Origin of the sequence: Demequina aurantiaca, from assembly GCF_050598105.1 — a bacterium.
In the GTDB taxonomy this organism is placed as follows: Bacteria; Actinomycetota; Actinomycetes; order Actinomycetales; family Demequinaceae; genus Demequina; species Demequina aurantiaca_A.
The window spans coordinates 501,188-522,332 of sequence record NZ_CP192436.1; the positions used below are offsets into that span (position 1 = coordinate 501,188).

Below are 21,145 nucleotides of genomic sequence, written 5' to 3' on the forward strand. Positions count from 1 at the left end.
GACGGAGGGTGTGAAGGCCTTGCTGACATCGTGACGTTAGGCTGGGAGCACCACCGTTCATTGCGCACGCTCTACCCCCGCGCGCGCCAGCGACAAGGACTCACATGGACCTGTACGAGTACCAGGCACGTGACATGTTCGAAAAGCACGGCGTTCCCGTGCTTGGCGGCATCGTTGCCACAACCCCCGCCGAGGCACGCGCCGCGGCCGAAAAGCTGGGCGGCGGCGTAGTAGTCGTCAAGGCCCAGGTCAAGGTCGGAGGCCGCGGCAAGGCGGGCGGCGTCAAGCTCGCCAAGTCTCCAGAGGAGGCAGAGCAGCACGCTGAGGCCATCCTGGGCATGGACATCAAGGGGCACACCGTGCACCGCGTGATGATCGCCCAGGGCGCGCAGATCGAGCAGGAGTTCTACTTCTCCGTGCTGCTGGACCGCTCCGAGCGCCGCTACCTCGCGATGTGCTCGGTCGAGGGTGGTGTGGAAATTGAGGTGCTCGCCGTTGAGCGCCCCGAGGCTCTCGCACGCGTCGCGATCGATCCCATCGTCGGCATCGACGCGGCGAAGGCCGCTCAGATCGTCTCCGAGGCCAACTTCCCCGCGGATCTCGCGGGGCCAGTGGCCGACGTGATTCAGAAGTTGTGGACCGTGTACAAGGAGGAGGACGCCACGCTCGTGGAGGTCAACCCCTTGGTCAAGACGGCGGACGGCAAGATCGTCGCGCTTGACGGCAAGGTCACCATCGACGAGAACGCGGAGTTCCGTCACGAGGACCACGCGGCCCTCGAGGACAAGGACGCTGCCGACCCGCTCGAGGCCAAGGCCAAGGCGCTTGGCCTTAACTACGTGAAGCTCGACGGCTCCGTCGGAATCATCGGCAACGGCGCGGGACTGGTCATGTCGACCCTGGACGTCGTCGCGTACGCGGGCGAGAACCACGGCAACGTGAAGCCTGCCAACTTCCTCGACATCGGCGGCGGAGCATCGGCCACCGTCATGGCCAACGGCCTCGATGTCATCCTCAATGACCCGCAGGTCAAGAGCGTCTTCGTCAACGTGTTCGGCGGCATCACCAGCTGCATCGAGGTGGCCAACGGAATCGTGGGCGCGCTCGAGACGCTGGGCGACACGGCGACTAAGCCCCTCGTGGTCCGCCTCGACGGCAACTCGGTGGAGGAGGGTCGCGAGATCCTCGCCGCAGCCAACCACCCGCTCGTGACCATCATCGAGACCATGGACGGCGCAGCGGCCAAGGCCGCCGAGCTGGCCAACGCGTAAAGGACGGCTAGCTATGTCAATCTTCATTAACTCCGACTCCAAAGTCATCGTCCAGGGCATGACGGGGGCAGAGGGCCAGAAGCACACGGCCCGCATGCTTGCCTCAGGCACCAAGATCGTCGGGGGGGTTAACCCCCGCAAGGCAGGCACCTCCGTGGACTTCGACGTCAACGGCGAGACCGTCTCGGTCGAGGTCTACGGCTCCGTCGCCGATGCGATGGCGGCTACCGGCGCCAACGTGTCCGTGCTGTTCGTCCCCCCGGCATTCACCAAGGCGGCAGTGGTCGAGGCCGTCGACGCCGGCATGCCGCTGGCCGTGATCATCACCGAGGGCGTCCCGGTCAAGGACACCGCGGAGTTCTTTACTTACGCCACCGAGAAGGGCACCCAGCTCATCGGGCCCAACTGCCCCGGCCTGATCACCCCCGGCCAGGCGAACGTGGGCATCACGCCCGCGAACATCACCGGAGCCGGCAAGATCGGACTCGTGTCCAAGTCCGGCACGCTGACGTATCAAATGATGTTCGAGCTGCGCGACATTGGCTTCACCACCGCTGTCGGAATCGGCGGTGACCCCATCGTCGGCACCACGCACATCGACTGCCTCAAGGCCTTCCAGGAGGACCCCGAGACCGAGGCAATCGTCATGATCGGCGAGATCGGCGGCGACGCCGAGGAACGCGCGGCGGCGTACATCAAGGACCACGTCACCAAGCCCGTCGTGGGCTACGTGGCTGGCTTCGAGGCTCCCGAGGGCAAAACCATGGGCCACGCAGGCGCCATCGTCTCCGGCTCCGCGGGCACCGCTCAGGCCAAGAAGGAGGCCCTCGAGGCCGCAGGCGTCAAGGTAGGCAAGACCCCCACCGAGACCGCGGACCTCATGCGGGCCATCCTGAACGGCTAGCACTTCCTCAAGAACGCAAAGACGGCTCGTGCCGGCGCCTCCCGGGCGTTGGTGCGGGCCGTTCGTGCGTCCGCCCTCGGCGCGTCTATTCTCGGCGCGTCATCCCGTTCGGGGACGAGGCCCGGCTACTCGCCGGCGTTGGGGGCGAGCGGCGGCCACGACTGTAGCCCGAGCTCGCGGGAGATGTTGCGCCCGGCCTCACGGAGGTCGTTGAAGACCGCGTCAGCGGGCGGGTACTCGCTGGTGGGCAGGACGACCGAGAGCGCCGCAACCACGGCGCCGGAGCGGTCCGCGATGGGCACTGCGATCGACGACTCGCCCAGGACGGCCTCGTCGCGCTCCGTGGCCATCGCCCGGGAGAGGGTCATCTCTAGCTCGGCACTGAGCACTTCAGCCGCGGTAATGGTGTCGCCCGTCAGGCTGCGCAACTCGCCGGCGAGGACTTGGTCGGCCATGGCGGGGTCGTACGTCATGAGCACCTTCCCGAGCGCGGACGCGTGCACCGGGATCGTGATGCCGGTCTCTGCCATCTGCTGGCTTCCGTCGGGGCGCAGGTTGTGGTGAATGATGATGACCTCGTCAAAAAGCGTCACCCCCAGGCGGACCGAGAGCCCGGTTCTGCGAGCTAGTTCGCTGGTCCACCGCATCGCCCTGGCGCGCACGTCGAGCGTGTCCAGGTAGACGTTGGAGAGCTTGAGCAGCGCGGGTCCGAGCATATAGCGGTTGGACCCGGGCTCCTTGGCCACCAGGCCGTGTGCCTGCAGCGACTTCACTATCCCGTGAACGGTCGACGGCGGCAGGCCGAGCTCGTTTGAGAGCTCCTTGATGCCGAGGTGGCGGGCCCCCTGCAGGGACTGCAGCACCTTCGCGGCACGGTCGATCGCCTGAATCATCGTCGAGCCTCCTAGTCACTGCCCATTATGTACTACGACTCCGTGGTCGTTCTGGGTCGCGCGCTTGACAACCGTCCTTTTCTGTACGATATTCGACATTATCGAATGGCGTTCCAAAGACGGGGCGTTTGCGGGGAGTCCCGCATCGATAAATCCAGATGTTCAAAGGAGTACAAATGGACGACAACACGCGGTGGCAGAAGCTCGCCGCTGAAGCACTTGGCACGGCCTTCCTCGTCTTTGTCGGCGTGGGCTCGGTCCCTGCGACACTGATCATCAACGGTGGCACGCCCATGACCATGGCGGACCTGGGATTCATCTCCCTCGCCTTCGGCGCCATTGTGCTGGTGACCGTTTACGTCTTCGGTTACGTCTCGGGTAACCACATCAACCCGGCGGTCACGCTCGGCCTCGCCATCGCGAAGAAGTTTCCCTGGAAGGACGTGCCCGCCTACATGGGCGCGCAGCTCGTCGGCGCCGTTGTTGGGGCATTCGCCATCGTCGGCGTGCTCGGCATGGTGGCCTCGGACGTAGGCCTGGGCATCGCTTCCTACGCCAACATCCCCTGGTACCAGGCGTTCTTCGCCGAGTTCGTAGGCACGTTCATCCTGGTATTCGGAGTGTTCGGTGTGATCTACCGCAAGGCAGCCGCAGGGTGGGCCGGCGTAGCGATCGGGTTCGTAGTATTCGCCGCCATCATCCCCGTGGCACCCGCCACGGGCGCCTCCATCAACCCCGCACGCACCACGGGGCCGATGCTGGTCCAGCAGATTCTCGGCGGAGAAGTCGCCTGGGAGCAGTGGCCCGTGTACGTCACCGCCGAGCTCCTCGCGGGAGTCGCCGCGGCGATCGCGTTCGCCGCGATCGCGCATACCAAGGCGGACAAGCAGGACAAGGTAGACAATGAAGTCAACGGAGCCGCGAAGACGGCTACAGAAAGAGAAGAGGCTGCATCATGAAGAAACTCATCAACTCCCCGGACACCGTCCTCGCGGACGCGCTGGTAGGAATCGACGCCGCTGACCACAACGTCACGGTCGACTTTGAGAACCGCGTGATCTATCGATCTGAGACCAAGGCCGACGGCAAGGTCGCCATCGTCTCGGGCGGCGGCACCGGACACGAGCCGCTGCACGGAGGCTTCGTCGGACACGGAATGCTGGATGCCGCCTGTGCGGGCGCAGTGTTCACCTCGCCAACCCCGGACCAGATGCAGGCCGCCACCAAGGTGGTCGACCGCGGAGCGGGCGTTCTGCACATCGTCAAGAACTACACCGGCGACGTCATGAACTTTGAGATGGCGGCTGAACTCGCGGCCGCCGAGGCCGGAATTGAGGTCCGGTCGGTAGTGGTCAACGACGACGTCGCGGTAAAGGACTCGCTGTTCACCGCGGGCCGCCGTGGCGTGGGCGTGACCGTGCTGCTGGAGAAGATTGTCGGCGCCGCCGCTGAAGAGGGCCAGGACCTCGACGCGGTGACCGCGTTGGCGGAGCAGGTCAACTCGCAGGGACGCTCGATGGGTATGGCGCTGACGAGTTGCACCGTGCCCGCAGCGGGCAAGCCCACCTTCGACCTGCCCGAGGACCAGATGGAAATCGGCGTAGGAATTCACGGAGAGCCCGGACGCCACCGCGAGCCGCTGGCGTCCGCTAAGGAGATTGCGGCGCAGTTGGTCGAGCCGATCCTGTCGGATCTCGACTTCACAGGTGCTCCCGCGATCGTCATGCTCAACGGCATGGGCGGCACTCCGCAGATCGAGCTCTACCTCATGTACGGCGAGGTGGCGGCACTGCTCGAGAAGGCCGGGATCACCATCGCCCGCAACCTGGTGGGCAACTACATCACGTCGCTCGACATGGCCGGCTGCTCTGTCACCGTCCTCAAGGCCGACGACGAAATACTACGACTATGGGATGCGCCCGTTCAGACCGCTGGTCTGCGCTGGGGCCGGTAGAAAGGAAAACTGATGAGCAACGGCACGATGGACATCGACCACTGCACCTCCTGGCTGGAGGGGTTCCGCGAGCGAGTCACGGCACAGCAGCCGTACCTCACGGAACTGGACTCCGCGATTGGGGACGCCGACCACGGGGCCAACATGGTCCGGGGCATGGCTGCGGTGATGGACAAAATCGCGGCCGCGCCCGCGGCGACCGTCGGCGAGCTGTTCAAGGGCGTAGGCATGACCCTTGTCACCTCGGTCGGCGGCGCCAGCGGGCCGCTCTACGGGACGTTCTTCCTGCGCATCGGCATGAACGTGGGGGAGGTCGCCCAGTGCGACGCCCCGACGTTCGCCGCCGGTCTGCGCGCGGGTCTGGGTGGCCTGGTTGACCGCGGCAAGGCGGAGGCGGGGGACAAGACGATGTTCGACGCCATGGCGCCTGCCCTCGACGCCTTCGACGCGGACCTCGCGTCCGGAGGCGACCTCCACTCGGCGGCGACGGCGGCCTCCGAGGCGGCGAACCTTGGGCGCGATGCGACCCGGGACCTCCTGGCTCGCAAGGGCCGGGCGAGCTACCTCGGCGAGCGCTCGATCGGCCACATCGACCCGGGCTCGGCCTCCACCGGGTTGCTGTTCGAGGCCCTCGCGGAAGCGACGGCCGACGGATGAGCAACGGAGTAGGCATTGTCGCGGTCTCCCACAGCCCTGCGCTGGCGGAAGCCGCGGTAGCCCTGGCCATGGAGATGGTCTACGACGCGCCGCCCACGGTTAAGCTCGCCGCCGGCACCGCGGACGGCGGGCTGGGCACGGACGCGAGTCGGGTGGCCCAGGCCATCCAGGAGGCGGACAACGGCCAGGGCGTCGTCGTCATCATGGACCTGGGGTCGGCGATTCTGAGCGCTGAGATGGCGCTCGAGTTCCTGGAGTCGGACATCGACGTGCGGTTGGTGGGGGCCCCGTTTGTGGAGGGCCTGCTGGCCGCGGTGGTGCGCGCAGCGGGAGGCGCGACCCTCGACGAGGTTGCTCGCGAGGCGAGTCTCGCGCTCGGCGCCAAGACCTCTCACCTGGGGGAGAGCCCGGTTGAGCCGGTGGACAACACGGACGCCGGCGCCTCCGCCACGGAGGAGTCCGCCTCCACTCACATTCGTAACGTGGGCGGGCTGCACGCTCGCCCCGCGGCGCAGATCGCGGCCACGGCCAGCGGATTCACTGCGAACGCGACCCTTGCGACGGCGGTGCGTGGCCCGGTCGACGCACGCAGCCCGATTGCCTTGGCTACCCTCAACGCGCGCCCTGGCGACTCCGTCACGGTCGCGGCGACCGGCGACGACGCGGCCGACGCTGTCGCGGCGCTCATCGCGCAGATCGATCAGGGATTTGGGGAGGACCTAGTGGCCCCGGCTGAGCCCGTCAGGGTCGCCCCACGCCCAGCGCCGATGCGCCTAGGAGTATCGCCGGGCCGCGTGGTGGGTCGGGTACGGCAGACCGGCGCCCGAGTGGCTCCACCCGAGCCCCGCGGAAGCATCGCACCCGCAGATCGCGCCGACGCGGCAAGCAGGGTCGACGAGGCCTGCGCGCACGTGGCGCAGGATTATCGAGACCGTGCCCAAGCGCTCGTGGGTGAGAGAGCCGCGGTCATGGTGTCCACGGCCGCCGTCGCGGCGGACCCCGCGATCTCCGGCGCAGCCTCGCGCCTGGTCACGGACTCGGGCGTAGACCCCGAGCAGGCCGTGTGGGACACCGTCGGCCAGATCTCCGCGGCATACCGCGACGCGGGAGGAGTGCTCGCCGAACGCGTCACGGACCTGTTGGATGTGCGCGATCGCGTGGTGCTGAGGCTGCGCGGCCAGGCCGCGCCCGACTTCATCGGCGGCACTGAGCCCTTTGTGTTGGTGGCGGAGGACCTCGCGCCGGCCGACACCGCGGGCCTCGACCCCGCCACGTGCCTGGCCATCATCACCGAGCTCGGCGCCCCCACCTCTCACTCCGCGATCATCGCGCGCGAGATCGGGATTCCCGCGGTGGTCGGCATGACCGGCGCGACCGACTGGGCGGACGGCACCGAGGTGCTGGTCGATGGCTCGACCGGCGAGGTCATCGTGAATCCATCGGACTCCGAGCGCGCGAGCGCCTTGGGTCGGGTCGAGTGGGAACGCTTCGCGGGGCCGGGTCAGACCACGGATGAGCACAAGGTGCTGATCAGCGCCAACGTGGGCTCGGCGCGCGACGCCATGGCCGGCGTCGAGTGGGGGGCAGAAGGCGTCGGCCTGTTCCGCACGGAATTCTGCTTCCTGGAGCGCTCCGAGGAGCCCACCATCGAGGAGCAGATCGCCAAGTATCGGGCCGTGCTGTCCGAGTACCCGAACCAGCGTGTCGTGGTGCGGACCCTGGACGCCGGCAGCGACAAGCCGCTACCGTTCCTGACCTCTCCTGGCGAGGCGAACCCCGCCCTGGGAGTACGGGGGTTCCGCACGGCTCGCCGCGACCACGATGTGCTGACGCGCCAACTTGAGGCGATCGCCGCCGCAGCGGAAGGCACGAACGCGGATCTATGGGTGATGGCCCCGATGATCGCTACGGTCGAGGAGGCGCAGGAGTTCGTGGGGCTGGCGCGCGCCGCGGGAATCGAGCGCGCCGGCATCATGGTCGAGACGCCGAGCGCCGCCCTGATGGCGGAGGAGCTGTGCGACGTGGTGGACTTCATCAGCATCGGCACGAACGACCTGGCTCAGTACACGATGGCCGCCGACCGCATGGCCACCGAACTGGCCGACCTCACCGACGCGTGGCAACCCGCGCTGCTGAGGAGCATCGCGCTAGTGGCCGCGGCCGGCAAGAAGACGGGCACCCCCGTGGGAGTGTGCGGCGAGGCCGCAGCCAACCCGGAACTGGCCGCGGTACTGGTGGGCATGGGAGTGACGAGCCTGTCGATGAGCCCGCGAGCCATCCCGCCGGTGGGCGCGTCCATCGCCTCGGTGACCATGGCGGACTGCCGGATGGCGGCCGATGCGGCGCTGTCATCGCCCAGCGTGAGCCAGGCCCGCTCGGCCGCGAAACTGGTGCTCACGGAGGCCCAGGGCGGCTGAGGGGGCGGCGCCTAGTCGCAGACGCGTGCGAGCCGCTGCGGGGGTTTGAGGCATGAACGGGCGACCATAGAACCATGGCCAGATCCCTGACAGTCGACCTCCGCGGCGCGCGTAAACGAGTGAGCGAGTCGCTCACCGGCGTCCCGGAGTGGTTCGGCGGAATTCTGGTGGGCTCGCAGGCGGCGCTGTTGTCGCTGCTGATGGTCATCGCTCCGGCCCTCACCATCGCTGCCTCGGCCCCCACGGCCGATAGTTCCAGCGCGGTGGACTGGGCCGGCGCTGCCAGCATCGGGACCCACTTCTGGCTTCTCGCGCACGGCGTGCCGCTGGTGACGCAGGCCGCGACCTTCTCCATCCCGCCGCTTGGGCTGACGCTCATCGCCATGGCGATGCTGGTTGCGATTGCCCGCAGGTTCGCCACGCGGTCGTGGGGCAGTTGGGCGATCGCCGTAGGCTCCTACGCGGGTACGGTCGCGCTGGTCACGGCCGTCATGTACGCCACGTCCGCGGACGCGGCTAGCGCCGTCGTCACTGCGACGGTGGTGGCGGTCATCATGGCCGCGCCGTCCGTCGCCTGGGGAATCTGGCGCGCCCACGGCGCCGAGTTCGGCTGGCTGATGCGCGTGCCGATGCAGGTGCGCACCGGTCTACGCCTCGCGTCGGGCACCGTCTTCCTGATGCTGTGCGCCGCAGCGGTCGCGGGCGCCGCGTTCGCCTTCGTGGGCAGGGGGGCGATCGCGGACTCCGCGTCCTCGCTGGGGTTGGACGCCGTGGGCGGAACCCTACTCGCGGTCACCGAGACCCTCTACATCCCGGTCATGGTGATCTGGATGCTCGCCTGGCTCACGGGTCAGGGCTTCATCGTTGGCGAGAACAGCCTCTACTCCCCTCACGCCATTGAGGCAGGGGCGCTGCCGCACGTGCCAATCCTCGGAGCCCTGCCCAGCGCGTCTGGCGGGCTGCTGGTGTGGGCGCCGGTCGTGATCGTCGCGGTCGCGGTTATCGCGCGGTTGGCCATGAGGCGCAAGCTCGACCTGCGCTGGGCGGACGTCACGAGCTCGGCGATCGCCGTGGGCGTGGTGGCGGTGAGCGTCGCCGCGCTCAGCATGGTCGCATCGGGAGCGATGGGCCCCGGCCGGATGGCGGACGTCGGCATCGCGTGGTTGCCGGTGACGCTCGTCACCGCCGGACTGGTGGCCGGAGGGTTCGCCGCGGTGGCCGGGATTGAACTGCTGGTCACGCGGGTGATCGCGCCGCGATTGAAGCGAGGATTCGGGCGGGCCGATGCGGCCAAGCCTGTTGCCGAGCCGGTGACTACGGAAGTGTGACCCCGAACTTCTCGAGTTCCTTCTCGTACGCGGCGTCGTAGTCGTCCTGGCACTGCTGCTGAGCGCTGATGGTGAGCGCACGCGCCTGGCAGTCGCGCAGCGCGATGAACGAGTCCTGGAAGAAGAACGTGCCTAGCGCGAGCAGCATCGCCAGGCAGGACATGGCGATTCCCAGGGACAGTCCCACGCGTAGGCCGGTGATGCCGGTCCTGGTCCGTGAGGCGACCAGCGCCAGGATCGCGAACACGATGGTGGCGGGCGCGGAGATCCAGGTGAAGTACAGGAACGGGATAGACAAGAAGTAGAGCAGAAGCGTCAGCAGCAGGAAGCCCATGAACAATTGGATGTACCTGCGGGCGCGCGGCGACGCCTCGGGGGGCTGCTTCGATGCGTCGGTCACGCGTCTCCTTGTACTAGGTGTGGCCTCTAGCATGCCGATAGGCTCGCCCTGTGACAAACCGGAACCCGCATCCCAGCCCAGCCCGAGCATCGTCCGAGGCCCTTGTGGTCCTGATTTCGGGTACCGGGTCCATTATGGCGGCGATCGAGCAGGCCAGCCGAGAGCCCAGTTACGGTGCCCGGATCGCGGGCGTCATCGCGGACCGCGCGGACGCGGCGGGGCTCGAGATCGCTCGCGCCGCGGGGATAGCGACGGCGGTGGTGTCCCTCAAGGACTTCCCCGACCGCGCGACCTGGGATGACGCGCTCGCCCGGACCGTCGCATCGTTCTCCCCAGATCTGGTGGTGTGCGCGGGCTTCATGAAGATTCTGGGCCCGGCAGCGCTCGAGCAGTTCGGCGGCCGCATCGTCAATACCCATCCCGCGCTCCTGCCCGCCTACCCCGGGGCCCACGGTGTGCGCGACGCGCTCGCGGGCGGCGCCAAGGTCACCGGGTGCACCGTGATCATCGTCGACGCAGGGATCGACACCGGTCCCATCGTCGCGCAGGCCGCAGTCGATGTCTGGGACAATGATTCCGAGGATTCCCTGCACGCGCGCATCAAGGACGTCGAGCGCGAGCTGGTCGTGACGACGGTGGGCCGCATGGCGCGCGAGGGATGGACCGTAGAGGGACGCACCGTCACGGTGGGTCAAGCCTAGGAAAGGTATCTAAATGTCTGAACGCCAACTGGTGCGCCGCGCGCTGATCTCCGTCTACGACAAGACGGGGCTCGAGGACCTCGCCCGTGGACTGGCCGATGCCGGGGTCGAGCTGGTCTCCACCGGCTCCACTGCCGCGCGCATCGCCGCCGCCGGCGTCGCGGTCACCAAGGTCGAGGACGTCACCGGTTTCCCCGAGTGCCTCGACGGACGCGTCAAGACCCTGCACCCCCGCGTGCACGCCGGCATCCTCGCGGACCGCAGGCTGCCCGACCACGTGGCACAGCTCGAGGAGCTCGGCATCGAGGCGTTCGACCTGGTGGTGGTGAACCTGTACCCGTTCGCGGACACCGTCGCCTCCGGCGCGAGCCAGGGCGACACGGTGGAGCAGATCGACATCGGCGGGCCGTCAATGGTGCGTGCCGCGGCTAAGAACCACCCGTCGGTCGCGGTTGTCGTTGACCCCGCTTCCTACGGCGACGTTGTCGCGGGCGTCGCGGACGGCGGCTTCACGCTGGTCGAGCGCCAGCGCCTGGCCGCCGCGGCGTTCCGCCATACCGCCGACTACGACCTTGGCGTCGCGACGTGGATGACCGAGGTTGTCGCGCCCGAGCCGGATGCCGGCGCGCTGCCCGCGTGGACCGGCGCCTCGTTCGAGCGCAAGGCCACGCTGCGTTACGGGGAGAACCCGCACCAGGCCGCCGCGGTCTACGCGGACCCCAGCCAGGCCGGAGGCATCGCCAACGCGCGCCAACTGCACGGCAAGGAGATGTCGTTCAACAACTACATCGACGCCGACGCCGCCGTGCGCGCGGCGTACGACCACTCGCTGCCCGCCGTGGCAGTGATCAAGCACGCCAACCCCTGCGGCATCGCGGTGGGGGAGTCGATCGCGCAGGCTCACCGTCGCGCGCACTCGACGGACCCGATCTCCGCCTTCGGCGGCGTGATCGCGGCCAACGGGGTGGTGACGGCGGAGGCCGCCGCGCAGATCGCGGAGATCTTCACCGAGGTGGTAGTCGCCCCCGGGTTCGACGACGAGGCGGTAGAGATCCTGAGCCGCAAGAAAAACATACGCATACTGCAGATTGATCCCGCGCCCATGGCCACCGAGATGCGCCGCATCACCGGCGGACTGCTGGTGCAGGTGGCCGACCACATCGACGCCCCGGGCGACGCCGCCGCGACCTGGCAGCTAGTAGCCGGGCCCGCCGCGGATGACGCGCTGCTGGCGGACCTCGAGTTCGCGTGGCGCGCGTGCCGCTCGGTCAAGTCCAACGCGATCCTGCTGGCCAAGGACGGCGCGGCAGTCGGAATCGGCATGGGCCAGGTCAACCGCGTCGACTCCTGCGGGCTGGCAGTCCAGCGCGCGGGCGCCGAACGTGCGAGCGAGTCCGTCGCCGCTTCCGACGCCTTCTTCCCCTTCGCGGACGGGCTCCAGGTGCTGATCGACGCCGGCGTGCGCGCGGTGGTCTCCCCGGGTGGCTCGGTGCGCGACGCCGAGGTCATCCAGGCCGCGGCCGATGCCGGAATCACGCTGTACCACACCGGTACCAGGCACTTCTTCCACTAGGCGCCTGGCGCCCTCATTTGAACCGTAGGGATCACATGTCACCGAAGCAGATCAGGATCGTGCCGGTCCGGCTCGCCGTCGGCGCGGTCGCGGCGTGCTTCGTGATCGTCGCCGTGGCGCTACTGGTCAACGTCCAGCTGGCGCTGGTGCTCTTTGGGTTGCTCGCGCTGGGCGGCGCGGTCGCGCGCATCGTGATGCCCGTGGAAAAGGCCTTCGCGGTGAGGCGCCGCGCAGTTGACGTGGCGATGCTCGCGGTGCTCGCCGCGGTGCTGCTCTTCCTGGCGTTCACCACGCCGCTCGGCTAGACCACGAGAGTCCTAGTGAAAGCGACATTGTCGGGTTTGCAATCGTAGGCTCGCGAGTCCGCCGCCCCAGGCGAGTAGCCTCAATTGGACAGGGTGCCGTGAAGTATAGTGACGAACCTAGCGACGTTGCTAGGTGTGAATTCCAAGGCCTTGGCGGGGCTGCCGTGCGCCGAATAAACACTGAACCGCCCGATGCCGGTTGAGGGGTTTTCAGGACCGTCGGTACCGGGGACGTGAACTAAGGCAACGAGATGTGGATACGAAAGTGAGCGTGTAGTCGATGGAGTGGTCGTTAACTGAGACCAAGCTCATTTTGCATCATCCGAAGGGCGACCTCTATTGGGTTATGCCGGCCGGATTCTCGATGCCAAGCCGAGCGATCCTGTCGCTTGCCGAGTACGTCCTCCTCACGCCCTATGGGGAAAAGATTGAGGTGCTCGAGTCGGGCTCCGCTCCGGGTAATCGAACCGCGGTCGCGTTCTCGGGAGGGGTGGACTCTGCCGCCGTCCTCCAGCTCGTAGAGAACCCTGTGGCCATCTACACGAGAGTTGCAGATCCCTCAGGCAAGCACAAACTCGAAAACGCACTACTGGCAGTCGACGAGGTCGGCGGGATGGCCGTCGAGACCAATCAAGACATGCTTCCCAAATGGCATGAGATGAGTCGCGGCTTCTATGGAACGGCGGGGTGGACCACCACGAGCATTCTCCTAGCGGAGCACTTGGGGATTGGCACGATCGCCGACGGTAACATTATCGACTTTGTCTACCTCCGCACAGATCATGGAGACGGCACAAAGTATAACCGCCCGGATTTCAGCACGATGCAGAAGAATTTCGCTCGGGTAGGCATGCACTATGGCATTCCGTGTGCGGGACTGTCGGAAATTAGCACCACTAAGATTGCCGCGAAGTATCGCTACACCATGGGCTGCATGCGAGGTGAGGGAGGCCAGCCTTGTCGCAACTGCATGAAGTGTTATCGGAAGCTGGCGTTGCAGGGAACCCTCATTCCCACCAACAAACAGGTGGAAATTATCCTAGAGCGGGAATGGATTCCAGTACTTGGAACACTACTTTGGGCCCGCGATCACCGGGGCCTGAGCCACCCTGTCCTTGACCCAATCGAGCGTGACTATTCTTGGGTCGACAAATGGTACCCGCAATCAATTGAGATGATGCCTGAGCATCTTCGCCCGTACTTCCTCGCTCGGTTGCAAGCGTTTGGCATCGAGAAACTTGAGGATGATTCAAGCCTCCTCAACTGGGATGCCCGTGCGATAGAACCCGTGCCCAGCCACCGCGGTTTCAAAAGTTCACTACGTAGTTGGGTAGGACGTCGTGGGCTGCGGGACTCGAAGAGAGTGTGAATGCGCAAATGCCCGGTCAGCGATGACCGGGCATTTGCGACTTGGTGGTGCTGTTAGTCCTCGAAGACCTCGACTACCTCGATGTCATCCTGTGAGCCGAACGCGCGGAACAGCAGGCCGACGATGATCGCGCCAACAATGGGCGCGAGCCAGAAGACCCACAGCTGAGTCAGCGCTTCCGGACCGGCGAACAGTGCAATACCGGTGGAGCGGGCGGGGTTGACGGAGCCGTTAGTGATGGGGATTGCCCACACCAGGACGAAGGCGAGCGCGATACCGATGATGAACGGTGCGGTTGCCTTGGCTGCACGGACCGCCGTTGCTGCTAGGACCGCAAGCACGAGAATGCCTGTGGCGATGATCTCAACGATGATCGCCGCGCCGACTCCCCAACCACCAGCGGTCAGGTCGCCGAACATGTTGGCTCCGGTCGCCATGATCGACTGGGGGTCCTCCACCTGGGGGTTGGCTGCGGTAATCACGTAGAGCGCGCCGCCGGCGAGGGTCGCCCCGACGAGCTGAGCCAGGATGAAGGGAGCGACGTCGCGGCCCGGGAAGCGACCGGCGATCCACACGCCGATGGTGACGGCGGGGTTGAAGTGCGCCCCGGAGATGTGGCCGAAGGCGATGATGCCGATGACCACAGCGGCACCAAACGCGAGGCCGGCGGTAAGGCTACCGTTGTTGCCCAGCCCGACGAACAGGGCCGTCCCGACACCCATGGCGACGAGCAGGAAAGCGCCCGCGACCTCGGCGCCGAGGCGCGCGAGGAGTGACGGTCCGGAGGAGTCTTTCACCCACAGTTCGTCGACGATCTGGTCCTCAATGATCTGGTCTTCAACAATGATGTCTTCTTCGATTACAGCAGCGTCGGGCTGCTTAGCCTCGTCGGCCATGGTGTTCTCCCTTGAGTCGATAACGGGCGTGCGCCCTGGATGAATACTGGCACGGCGCTGGACAGGGGGAGTGTCGGCGCGACGGTGTTCAGCGGCGATTCACGTCAGGGCCCACACAGGCGTGGCGGTGGACTACCCTAGAGGGCAGGACAATTCCCGTGAATATAGGAGCGCTTCCGCATGGAAAAGATCAAGGTCGTAGGCACAGTCGTTGAGCTCGATGGAGACGAGATGACTCGTATCATCTGGCAGTTCATTAAGGACCGCCTGATCCACCCCTACCTGGACATCGATCTTGAGTACTACGACCTGGGCATCGAGTCGCGTGACGCGACCGACGACCAGATCACCATCGACGCGGCGCACGCGATCAAGAAGCACGGCGTTGGCGTCAAGTGCGCGACCATCACGCCGGACGAGGACCGAGTGAAGGAATTCGGCCTCAAGAAGATGTGGGTCTCGCCCAACGGCACCATCCGCAACATCCTCGGCGGCGTGGTCTTCCGCGAGCCCATCATCATCTCCAACATTCCGCGCCTGGTGCCCGGCTGGAACAAGCCCATCATCATCGGCCGCCACGCTTTCGGCGACCAGTACCGCGCGACCAACTTCAAGGTGCCCGGAGCGGGAACGCTCACCATGACGTTCACGCCCGAGGACGGCTCCGAGCCGATCCACCAGGAAGTCGTGACGTACCCCGAGGCCGGCGGCGTCGCTATGGGTATGTACAACTTCAACGACTCGATCCGCGACTTTGCCCGCGCATCGTTCGCGTACGGCCTCAAGCGCAACTACCCGGTGTATCTGAGCACCAAGAACACGATCCTGAAGGCGTATGACGGCCAGTTCAAGGACCTGTTCCAGGAAGTTTTCGATGCCGAGTACGCCGAGGCCTTCGCCGCGGCCGGGCTCACCTACGAGCACCGCCTGATCGACGACATGGTCGCTGCCGCGATGAAGTGGGAGGGCGGCTACGTCTGGGCCTGCAAGAACTACGACGGCGACGTGCAGTCCGACACCGTGGCACAGGGCTTCGGCTCGCTCGGCCTCATGACGTCGGTGCTGATGACGCCGGACGGCAAGACCGTCGAGGCGGAGGCAGCGCACGGCACCGTGACGCGACACTTCCGCCAGCACCAGGCGGGCAAGCCCACCTCGACCAACCCCATCGCGTCGATCTTCGCGTGGACCGGTGGACTGAAGCACCGCGGAAAGCTGGACAGCACCCCCGCGGTCACCGAGTTCGCGGAGACTCTTGAGGACGTCGTCATCAAGACCGTTGAGAGCGGCAAGATGACCAAGGACCTCGCCCTGCTCGTAGGACCAGAGCAGCCCTTCCTGACCACCGAAGACTTCCTCGCGGCGCTGGACGAGAACCTCGCCGCTCGCCTCGCCTAGGAGAGAAGAAGATATGTCGAACGCAGTGAACGTCACCGTCACCGGAGCGGCGGGCCAGATTGGCTACGCGCTGCTCTTTCGCATCGCCTCCGGCCACCTGCTGGGCCCCGATGTGCGCGTCAACCTCAACCTGCTCGAGATTCCGCAGGGTGTGAAGGCGGCCGAGGGCACCGCGATGGAGCTCCAGGACTGTGCGTTCGACCTGCTGGGCGACATCAACATCTACGACAACCCCGTCGCCGGGTTCGAGGGTGCAAACATCGGCCTGCTCGTGGGCGCCCGCCCGCGCGGTCCCGGCATGGAGCGCGGCGACCTGCTCGCCGCCAACGGCAGCATCTTTGGACCGCAGGGTAAGGCAATCAATGACGGCGCGGCCGACGATGTGCGCATCCTGGTGGTGGGTAACCCCGCGAACACCAACGCGCTGATCGCCTCGGCCAACGCGCCCGACGTCCCCGCTGAGCGCTTCAACGCGATGATGCGCCTCGACCACAACCGCGCGCTCGCGCAGCTGGCGGAGAAGTCCGGCGTGCCGGTGCGCGACGTCAAGAACGTCACCGTGTGGGGCAACCACTCCGCCAAGCAGTACCCGGACATCGCTCACGCGACCATCGGCGGCAAGAGCGCGCCGGAGGTCATCGGCGACGAGGCATGGGTGCGCGACACGTTCGTGCCCACCGTCGCCAAGCGTGGCGCGGCGATCATCGACGCCCGCGGCGCATCGTCCGCCGCATCGGCCGCGAACGCCGCGCTCGAGCACGTGAACAACTGGGTCAACGGCACGCCCGAGGGCGAGTGGACGTCGGTGGCGATGCCGTCCGATGGTTCCTACGGCGTCCCCAAGGGCCTGGTCTGCTCGTTCCCCGTGAAGTCCGTGGGCGGCAAGTGGGAGATCGTCCAGGGGCTGTCCATCGACGACTACGCGCGCGAGCAGATTGATGTCTCCGTTGCGGAGCTCGTCGAGGAGCGCGACGCGGTCAAGGAGCTCGGGCTGCTGTAGAAACGAGTTTCTGCGCAACCGTGCGAGTACCCGCGTTCTGGGTGAAGCAGTCACAGGCTACGGCCGCATCGGGATCGTCGCACGAGCGCTAGTGCGTTAGCCTGAAGCGTCATTTCACTTGCGAGGAGCAATCATGCGTAAATTTGCCCATTTTCGTCGCCTAGTCGTGCTCAGCGCGGCAGTCGGAATGGCGATCGTCGTGACCTCAGTTATCGGGCTCGATCGAGTCGCGCTGTCTCTCGTAGGAATCGCAGTGGTGTTGTTGACCGCTCTCCTGTTCCTGGCGGATCGACGTAGCCGCGAGCGCTTCCTCCCGCGTAAGCGCCGGTCATCCAAGGTGGAGACCCAACTTGATGAAGTGCAGCACGATGTGCGGCGGTTGGTGATCGACCTGGAAGAGACTCAGAGGCGCCTGGTCGTGTCGATTGAGACGCTTCGGTTTGAGAATGCTCAGCGTGCATCTGAGCACGGTGCGACTTCGGGGAAATGACGGAGACTCAAAAGACTGACGTCAATCGAGAAGTGGGCGAGCCCTCCAGTTTGGCAGCACCAAAACAACCCGGTGGCATTCCGCGTATGCGGGCGGATATCGAGGGGCTCAGGGCTGTAGCGGTCGGTCTCGTGCTGCTCTTTCACGCGGGCATCTCGTTTGTTCCTGCCGGGTTCGTCGGGGTCGATGTCTTCTTTGTTATCTCGGGATTCCTGATTACAGGAATGCTCCTACGCGAGGTTGCTAGGACTGGACGCATATCGATATCCCGGTTCTATGCGCGGAGAGTAAAACGCCTGCTACCGGCCGCGACCGTGGTTTTGGCGACAACGGCGGGGCTCGTGTGGGCCTTCGCGCCCCCGCTCGAGCGTTCCGTGTTTGGTCGAGATATATCGTGGTCCGCGGTGTCACTGGTCAACTGGGAGTTTGCGTCAAGAGCAGTTGACTACCAGGCGGAAGGAATTGGCGCGTCGCCCGTCCAGCAGTTTTGGTCGTTAGCTGTCGAGGAGCAGTTCTATCTGTTGTGGCCGATCCTGCTCATACTCGTCGGATTGGCGGTGAAGCGGACCCATAGAAGGCTGGTTCCGCTAGCGACCGTCGGCTTGCTCGCAATTACCGTCCCTTCCTTCGTGTGGTCGGTAGTGCTGAGCACGGATGAGCCCGCCCGGGCGTTCTTTGTGACAACAACGAGACTCTGGGAGCTCGGAATTGGGGCGCTCATAGCTGTAGGGGCCTCCCTATGGCTGCGGCTCCCCAAAGCTGCGTCGAGAGTTCTCGGCTGGGTGGGCCTACTCGCTATTGCATCCTCCGCGGTTCTGCTTGACGAGACGAGTATTTGGCCCGGTTGGCAGGCGCTCTGGCCTACCTTGGGCGCCGCATTGGTGATCGTGGCGGGATCGCGGAGCGCTGCAGACTCTCCCGCGCTATTGCGCTGGCGTCCCGCTGTCTGGGTAGGAGGCATCTCGTACTCGATCTATTTGTGGCACTGGCCGGTGCTGGTGACGGCGGGATGGATCTGGGGTGAACTCGGCCAGAAGCAAGGATTGCTTCTGGTCGCGCTGTCGTTCATCCCCGCGTGGATCTCTTATCGGTTCATAGAGAACCCAATCCGCCGGGCCAAGCGGTTTGCCGGACGGCCGAAGGTTGTCCTTTCTATTGGTTTGAACCTCGTCGCCATTGGCGCAATTGCGGGCTTGCTCGTCGGTGATGTGGCGAGTGCTGCACCGGAGGAGTCGGATGTAGGCAAGGTGACTGGAGCCAGTGCTCTGCACTTTGACGGGGAGGATGCGACCGGTGTTGTCATGCCGAATGGCAACTCGTCCTATTATCCGGGACTCGAAGAATCTTCGACGGACAGGCCGAATGTCACTGCGGAGTGTGCAGTCGATGAAGCCGCGACAGAGCCCAGCCCGTGCCAGATGGGTGATCCCGCTGCAGCGGGGAAGCTCGTATTGGCTGGGGACTCTAAGGCTGGACAGTGGTCCGACGCGGTCTACGCTGCCACGGTGGGCTTGGGCTGGCAGTTCCTTGGAGCCACCAAATCGGCTTGCGGGTTCTCGAGCGGGCTTCGGGTGGACAGCAACGGTCGCCCCTACGACGCTTGCCCCGAGTACAACGCGAATCTGACGGAGCTGCTCTTGGCCGACGCGCCTGACGTCGTTGTCGTTTCTCAACGGCACTCGACTGCATTCGACGAGTCTGGAGAGTTGACTACTAAAGCGATGACTGATGCGCTCGTGGAGCAATGGGAAACTCTGGAAGAGGCGGGTATAGACGTGGTGGCGCTCTTGGACAACCCTTCCCCAGTCGGCCTGGACGAAGCTTTCGAGGGGCAGGTCCCCGCCTGTCTAGCGGAACACCTCGGGAACCCAGAGGCTTGTGCCTTTGATCGAGCGAGCGGAGTTAAGGCCAGCGGCGCTCCGGCATTCCTTGCCGCGGCAGAACGGGTGAATAGCGTGGACGTCATAGATATGACTGATGTGCTTTGCAACGAGACGATGTGCCCGCCAGTGATCGGCGACGTTTTGGTCTACCGGCAAGGCAGCCACATCACTAACACATACGCCACCAGCGCGACAGATATCCTGACCGCTCGACTCTCCGCAATAGTGAGCTCACGCGTAGGCGGCTAACGGCGCCTGTCCGGTAGACTCGCGGTGACAATCTTGCACCGCCACCAAGGAAGTACACACACATGACAGTCGATCTCGTCGTTGTAGGACTAGGCTACGTAGGCCTGCCACTGGCTAAGGAAGCAGTAGCATCGGGGCTCAACGTTCTTGGGTTTGATGCCTATGGATCCGTAGTCGACGGGTTAAACAACGGCCGCTCGCACGTGGACGATCTTTCGGACTCTGACATTGCGACGATGCAGTCCAAGGGCTTCCGGGCGACCTCCAACGTTGAGGATATTCGAGGCGCGGACGCAGCAGTAATCTGCGTTCCCACACCTTTGAGCGCCGAGGGTGGACCGGACTTGGCGGCCGTGATCGCCGCGACGGAGACCATCGCAGAGGCGCTCGCGCCAGGCATGCTTGTGGTACTCGAGTCGACCACGTATCCCGGGACCACTGAGGATATCGTCAAGCCGATTCTTGAGCGGGGCGGTCTACGCGCAGGCACCGACTTCCACCTCGCCTTCTCGCCGGAGCGCATCGACCCCGGAAATGCTCAGTTCGGAATGCGGAACACGCCCAAGGTTGTCGGTGGCATCGACCCGGCCTCGACCGATCGGGCCGCTGACCTCTACGCACGCTTTGTCGACACCGTGGTGCGCGCGTCGGGGACCAGGGAGGCCGAGACTTCCAAGTTGCTGGAAAACACTTATCGTCACGTGAATATTGCGCTGATGAATGAAATGTCCAAGTTCTGCCACGACCTGGGCATCGACTTGTGGGATGTTATCAAGCTCGCGAAGACGAAACCGTTCGGATTTCAAGCCTTCTATCCCGGTCCGGGAGTAGGCGGGCACTGCATCCCGATCGACCCCAATTACTTGAGTCACCGAGTCAAGTCGGAATTGGGCTACTCGTTCCGATTCGTTGAATTGGCGCAGGAGATCAACATGGCGATGCCCGCGTACATCGTGCAGCGGTCTCAGGACCTGTTGAACGACGAGGGCAAGGCGCTCAAGGGGTCGAAGGTCCTGTTGCTGGGTGTGACCTACAAGCCAGATATCGCAGATCAGCGTGAATCGCCGGCTCGTCCGCTAGGCGTTGCTCTACTTGCGAAAGGCGCGGATCTATCGTTCCACGACCCCTATGTTGAGTCGTGGGCTATCGACGGTGGCTCGATGACGCGGGTGGCTGACCTTGATCAGGCCATCGCGCAGGCCGACCTTGTGATCTTTGTGCAGAACCACGACGCGTACGACGCCGAGGCATACGCCAACGCCGCTGCCCTGTTCTTCGACACTCGCGGCGTCACGAACCCTGACGGTGCCTCCCACCGGTTGTGACCGCCGCAATTGATTTCTACGATCCCTCGTCAACACAATCGCAATAGCGAGATGTCGGGTTGGCCGGCGCAGAGTACGGTTCGGCTCGATTAGAGTCGCACGTTACGAAGAAGATTGACACTGACAGGAGCC

At 65.3% G+C, this 21,145-nt stretch carries 19 protein-coding genes; 16 read left to right on the forward strand and 3 right to left on the reverse strand.

What is annotated here, in order from left to right; genetic code table 11:
• Positions 1-104 precede the first annotated feature (104 nt).
• Entirely contained in the window at positions 105-1,271 is a 1,167-nt protein-coding gene (gene sucC / locus ACQU6B_RS02260; protein WP_430868421.1) for an ADP-forming succinate--CoA ligase subunit beta, read from the forward strand.
• A 13-nt stretch (positions 1,272-1,284) separates the two neighbouring features.
• Positions 1,285-2,175: a succinate--CoA ligase subunit alpha gene (gene sucD, locus ACQU6B_RS02265; RefSeq protein WP_430868422.1), complete on the forward strand. Its 891-nt coding sequence runs from the start codon at positions 1,285-1,287 to the stop codon at positions 2,173-2,175.
• A 125-nt stretch (positions 2,176-2,300) separates the two neighbouring features.
• On the opposite strand, the gene ACQU6B_RS02270 is transcribed toward sucD, so the two are convergent.
• A complete protein-coding gene (locus ACQU6B_RS02270) occupies positions 2,301-3,068 on the reverse strand; it encodes an IclR family transcriptional regulator (protein ID WP_430868423.1) in 768 nt (255 codons plus the stop codon).
• A 176-nt stretch (positions 3,069-3,244) separates the two neighbouring features.
• Between ACQU6B_RS02270 and ACQU6B_RS02275 the strand changes: the two genes are divergently transcribed.
• The 5 genes from ACQU6B_RS02275 to ACQU6B_RS02295 all read left to right on the forward strand — a co-directional run bounded on the left by ACQU6B_RS02275 (position 3,245) and on the right by ACQU6B_RS02295 (position 9,424).
• On the forward strand, positions 3,245-4,027 hold the full coding sequence (locus tag ACQU6B_RS02275) for an MIP/aquaporin family protein (RefSeq protein WP_430868424.1): 783 nt from the start codon (positions 3,245-3,247) through the stop codon (positions 4,025-4,027).
• Positions 4,024-5,022 (forward strand): dihydroxyacetone kinase subunit DhaK, encoded by a 999-nt coding sequence (dhaK, locus tag ACQU6B_RS02280; protein ID WP_430868425.1) that lies wholly within the window; start codon positions 4,024-4,026, stop codon positions 5,020-5,022. Before ACQU6B_RS02275 ends, dhaK begins: the two co-directional genes overlap by 4 nt.
• A gap of 12 nt (positions 5,023-5,034) precedes the next feature.
• Positions 5,035-5,679, forward strand: coding sequence for a dihydroxyacetone kinase subunit DhaL (dhaL, locus tag ACQU6B_RS02285; RefSeq protein ID WP_430868426.1), 645 nt, complete (start codon positions 5,035-5,037; stop codon positions 5,677-5,679).
• Positions 5,676-8,096 carry a phosphoenolpyruvate--protein phosphotransferase gene (gene ptsP / locus ACQU6B_RS02290; RefSeq protein WP_430868427.1) on the forward strand — a complete coding sequence of 807 codons (2,421 nt, stop codon included), beginning with the start codon at positions 5,676-5,678 and terminating at the stop codon, positions 8,094-8,096. The genes dhaL and ptsP overlap by 4 nt, the downstream gene beginning before the upstream one ends.
• 74 nt (positions 8,097-8,170) lie before the next feature.
• The gene (locus ACQU6B_RS02295; RefSeq protein ID WP_430868428.1) at positions 8,171-9,424 is read left to right on the forward strand and encodes a cell division protein PerM; all 1,254 of its coding nucleotides are present in this window, start codon (positions 8,171-8,173) and stop codon (positions 9,422-9,424) included.
• Here the strand turns inward: ACQU6B_RS02295 and ACQU6B_RS02300 are convergent.
• Complete coding sequence (locus ACQU6B_RS02300; RefSeq protein ID WP_430868429.1) at positions 9,411-9,824, reverse strand: hypothetical protein; 414 nt, start codon at positions 9,822-9,824, stop codon at positions 9,411-9,413. The two genes, ACQU6B_RS02295 and ACQU6B_RS02300, sit on opposite strands and share 14 nt — an antisense overlap.
• A gap of 50 nt (positions 9,825-9,874) precedes the next feature.
• On the opposite strand from ACQU6B_RS02300, the gene purN reads away from it, so the two are divergent.
• The 4 genes from purN (at position 9,875) to ACQU6B_RS02320 (ending at position 13,772) form a co-directional block, all read left to right on the forward strand.
• Positions 9,875-10,525, forward strand: coding sequence for a phosphoribosylglycinamide formyltransferase (purN, locus tag ACQU6B_RS02305; protein ID WP_430868430.1), 651 nt, complete (start codon positions 9,875-9,877; stop codon positions 10,523-10,525).
• A 13-nt stretch (positions 10,526-10,538) separates the two neighbouring features.
• On the forward strand, positions 10,539-12,098 hold the full coding sequence (purH, locus tag ACQU6B_RS02310; RefSeq protein ID WP_430868431.1) for a bifunctional phosphoribosylaminoimidazolecarboxamide formyltransferase/IMP cyclohydrolase: 1,560 nt from the start codon (positions 10,539-10,541) through the stop codon (positions 12,096-12,098).
• A 35-nt stretch (positions 12,099-12,133) separates the two neighbouring features.
• Positions 12,134-12,403, forward strand: coding sequence for a DUF3017 domain-containing protein (locus tag ACQU6B_RS02315; protein WP_430868432.1), 270 nt, complete (start codon positions 12,134-12,136; stop codon positions 12,401-12,403).
• A gap of 280 nt (positions 12,404-12,683) precedes the next feature.
• Positions 12,684-13,772: a DUF6395 domain-containing protein gene (locus ACQU6B_RS02320; protein ID WP_430868433.1), complete on the forward strand. Its 1,089-nt coding sequence runs from the start codon at positions 12,684-12,686 to the stop codon at positions 13,770-13,772.
• A 53-nt stretch (positions 13,773-13,825) separates the two neighbouring features.
• Here the strand turns inward: ACQU6B_RS02320 and ACQU6B_RS02325 are convergent, their stop codons facing one another.
• On the reverse strand, positions 13,826-14,668 hold the full coding sequence (locus ACQU6B_RS02325; protein WP_430868434.1) for an aquaporin: 843 nt from the start codon (positions 14,666-14,668) through the stop codon (positions 13,826-13,828).
• 180 nt (positions 14,669-14,848) lie between these two features.
• On the opposite strand from ACQU6B_RS02325, the gene ACQU6B_RS02330 reads away from it, so the two are divergent.
• From ACQU6B_RS02330 to ACQU6B_RS02350, 5 genes are all read left to right on the forward strand, one after another.
• Positions 14,849-16,066, forward strand: coding sequence for an NADP-dependent isocitrate dehydrogenase (locus ACQU6B_RS02330; protein ID WP_430868435.1), 1,218 nt, complete (start codon positions 14,849-14,851; stop codon positions 16,064-16,066).
• Positions 16,067-16,079: 13 nt separating this feature from the next.
• Positions 16,080-17,066 (forward strand): malate dehydrogenase, encoded by a 987-nt coding sequence (locus ACQU6B_RS02335; protein WP_430868436.1) that lies wholly within the window; start codon positions 16,080-16,082, stop codon positions 17,064-17,066.
• Positions 17,067-17,199: 133 nt separating this feature from the next.
• Positions 17,200-17,556: a hypothetical protein gene (locus ACQU6B_RS02340; RefSeq protein WP_430868437.1), complete on the forward strand. Its 357-nt coding sequence runs from the start codon at positions 17,200-17,202 to the stop codon at positions 17,554-17,556.
• A gap of 86 nt (positions 17,557-17,642) precedes the next feature.
• Positions 17,643-19,688: an acyltransferase family protein gene (locus ACQU6B_RS02345; protein ID WP_430868438.1), complete on the forward strand. Its 2,046-nt coding sequence runs from the start codon at positions 17,643-17,645 to the stop codon at positions 19,686-19,688.
• A gap of 62 nt (positions 19,689-19,750) precedes the next feature.
• Positions 19,751-21,013, forward strand: a complete 1,263-nt coding sequence (locus ACQU6B_RS02350; protein ID WP_430868439.1) for a nucleotide sugar dehydrogenase — start codon at positions 19,751-19,753, stop codon at positions 21,011-21,013.
• Positions 21,014-21,145: the final 132 nt, after the last annotated feature.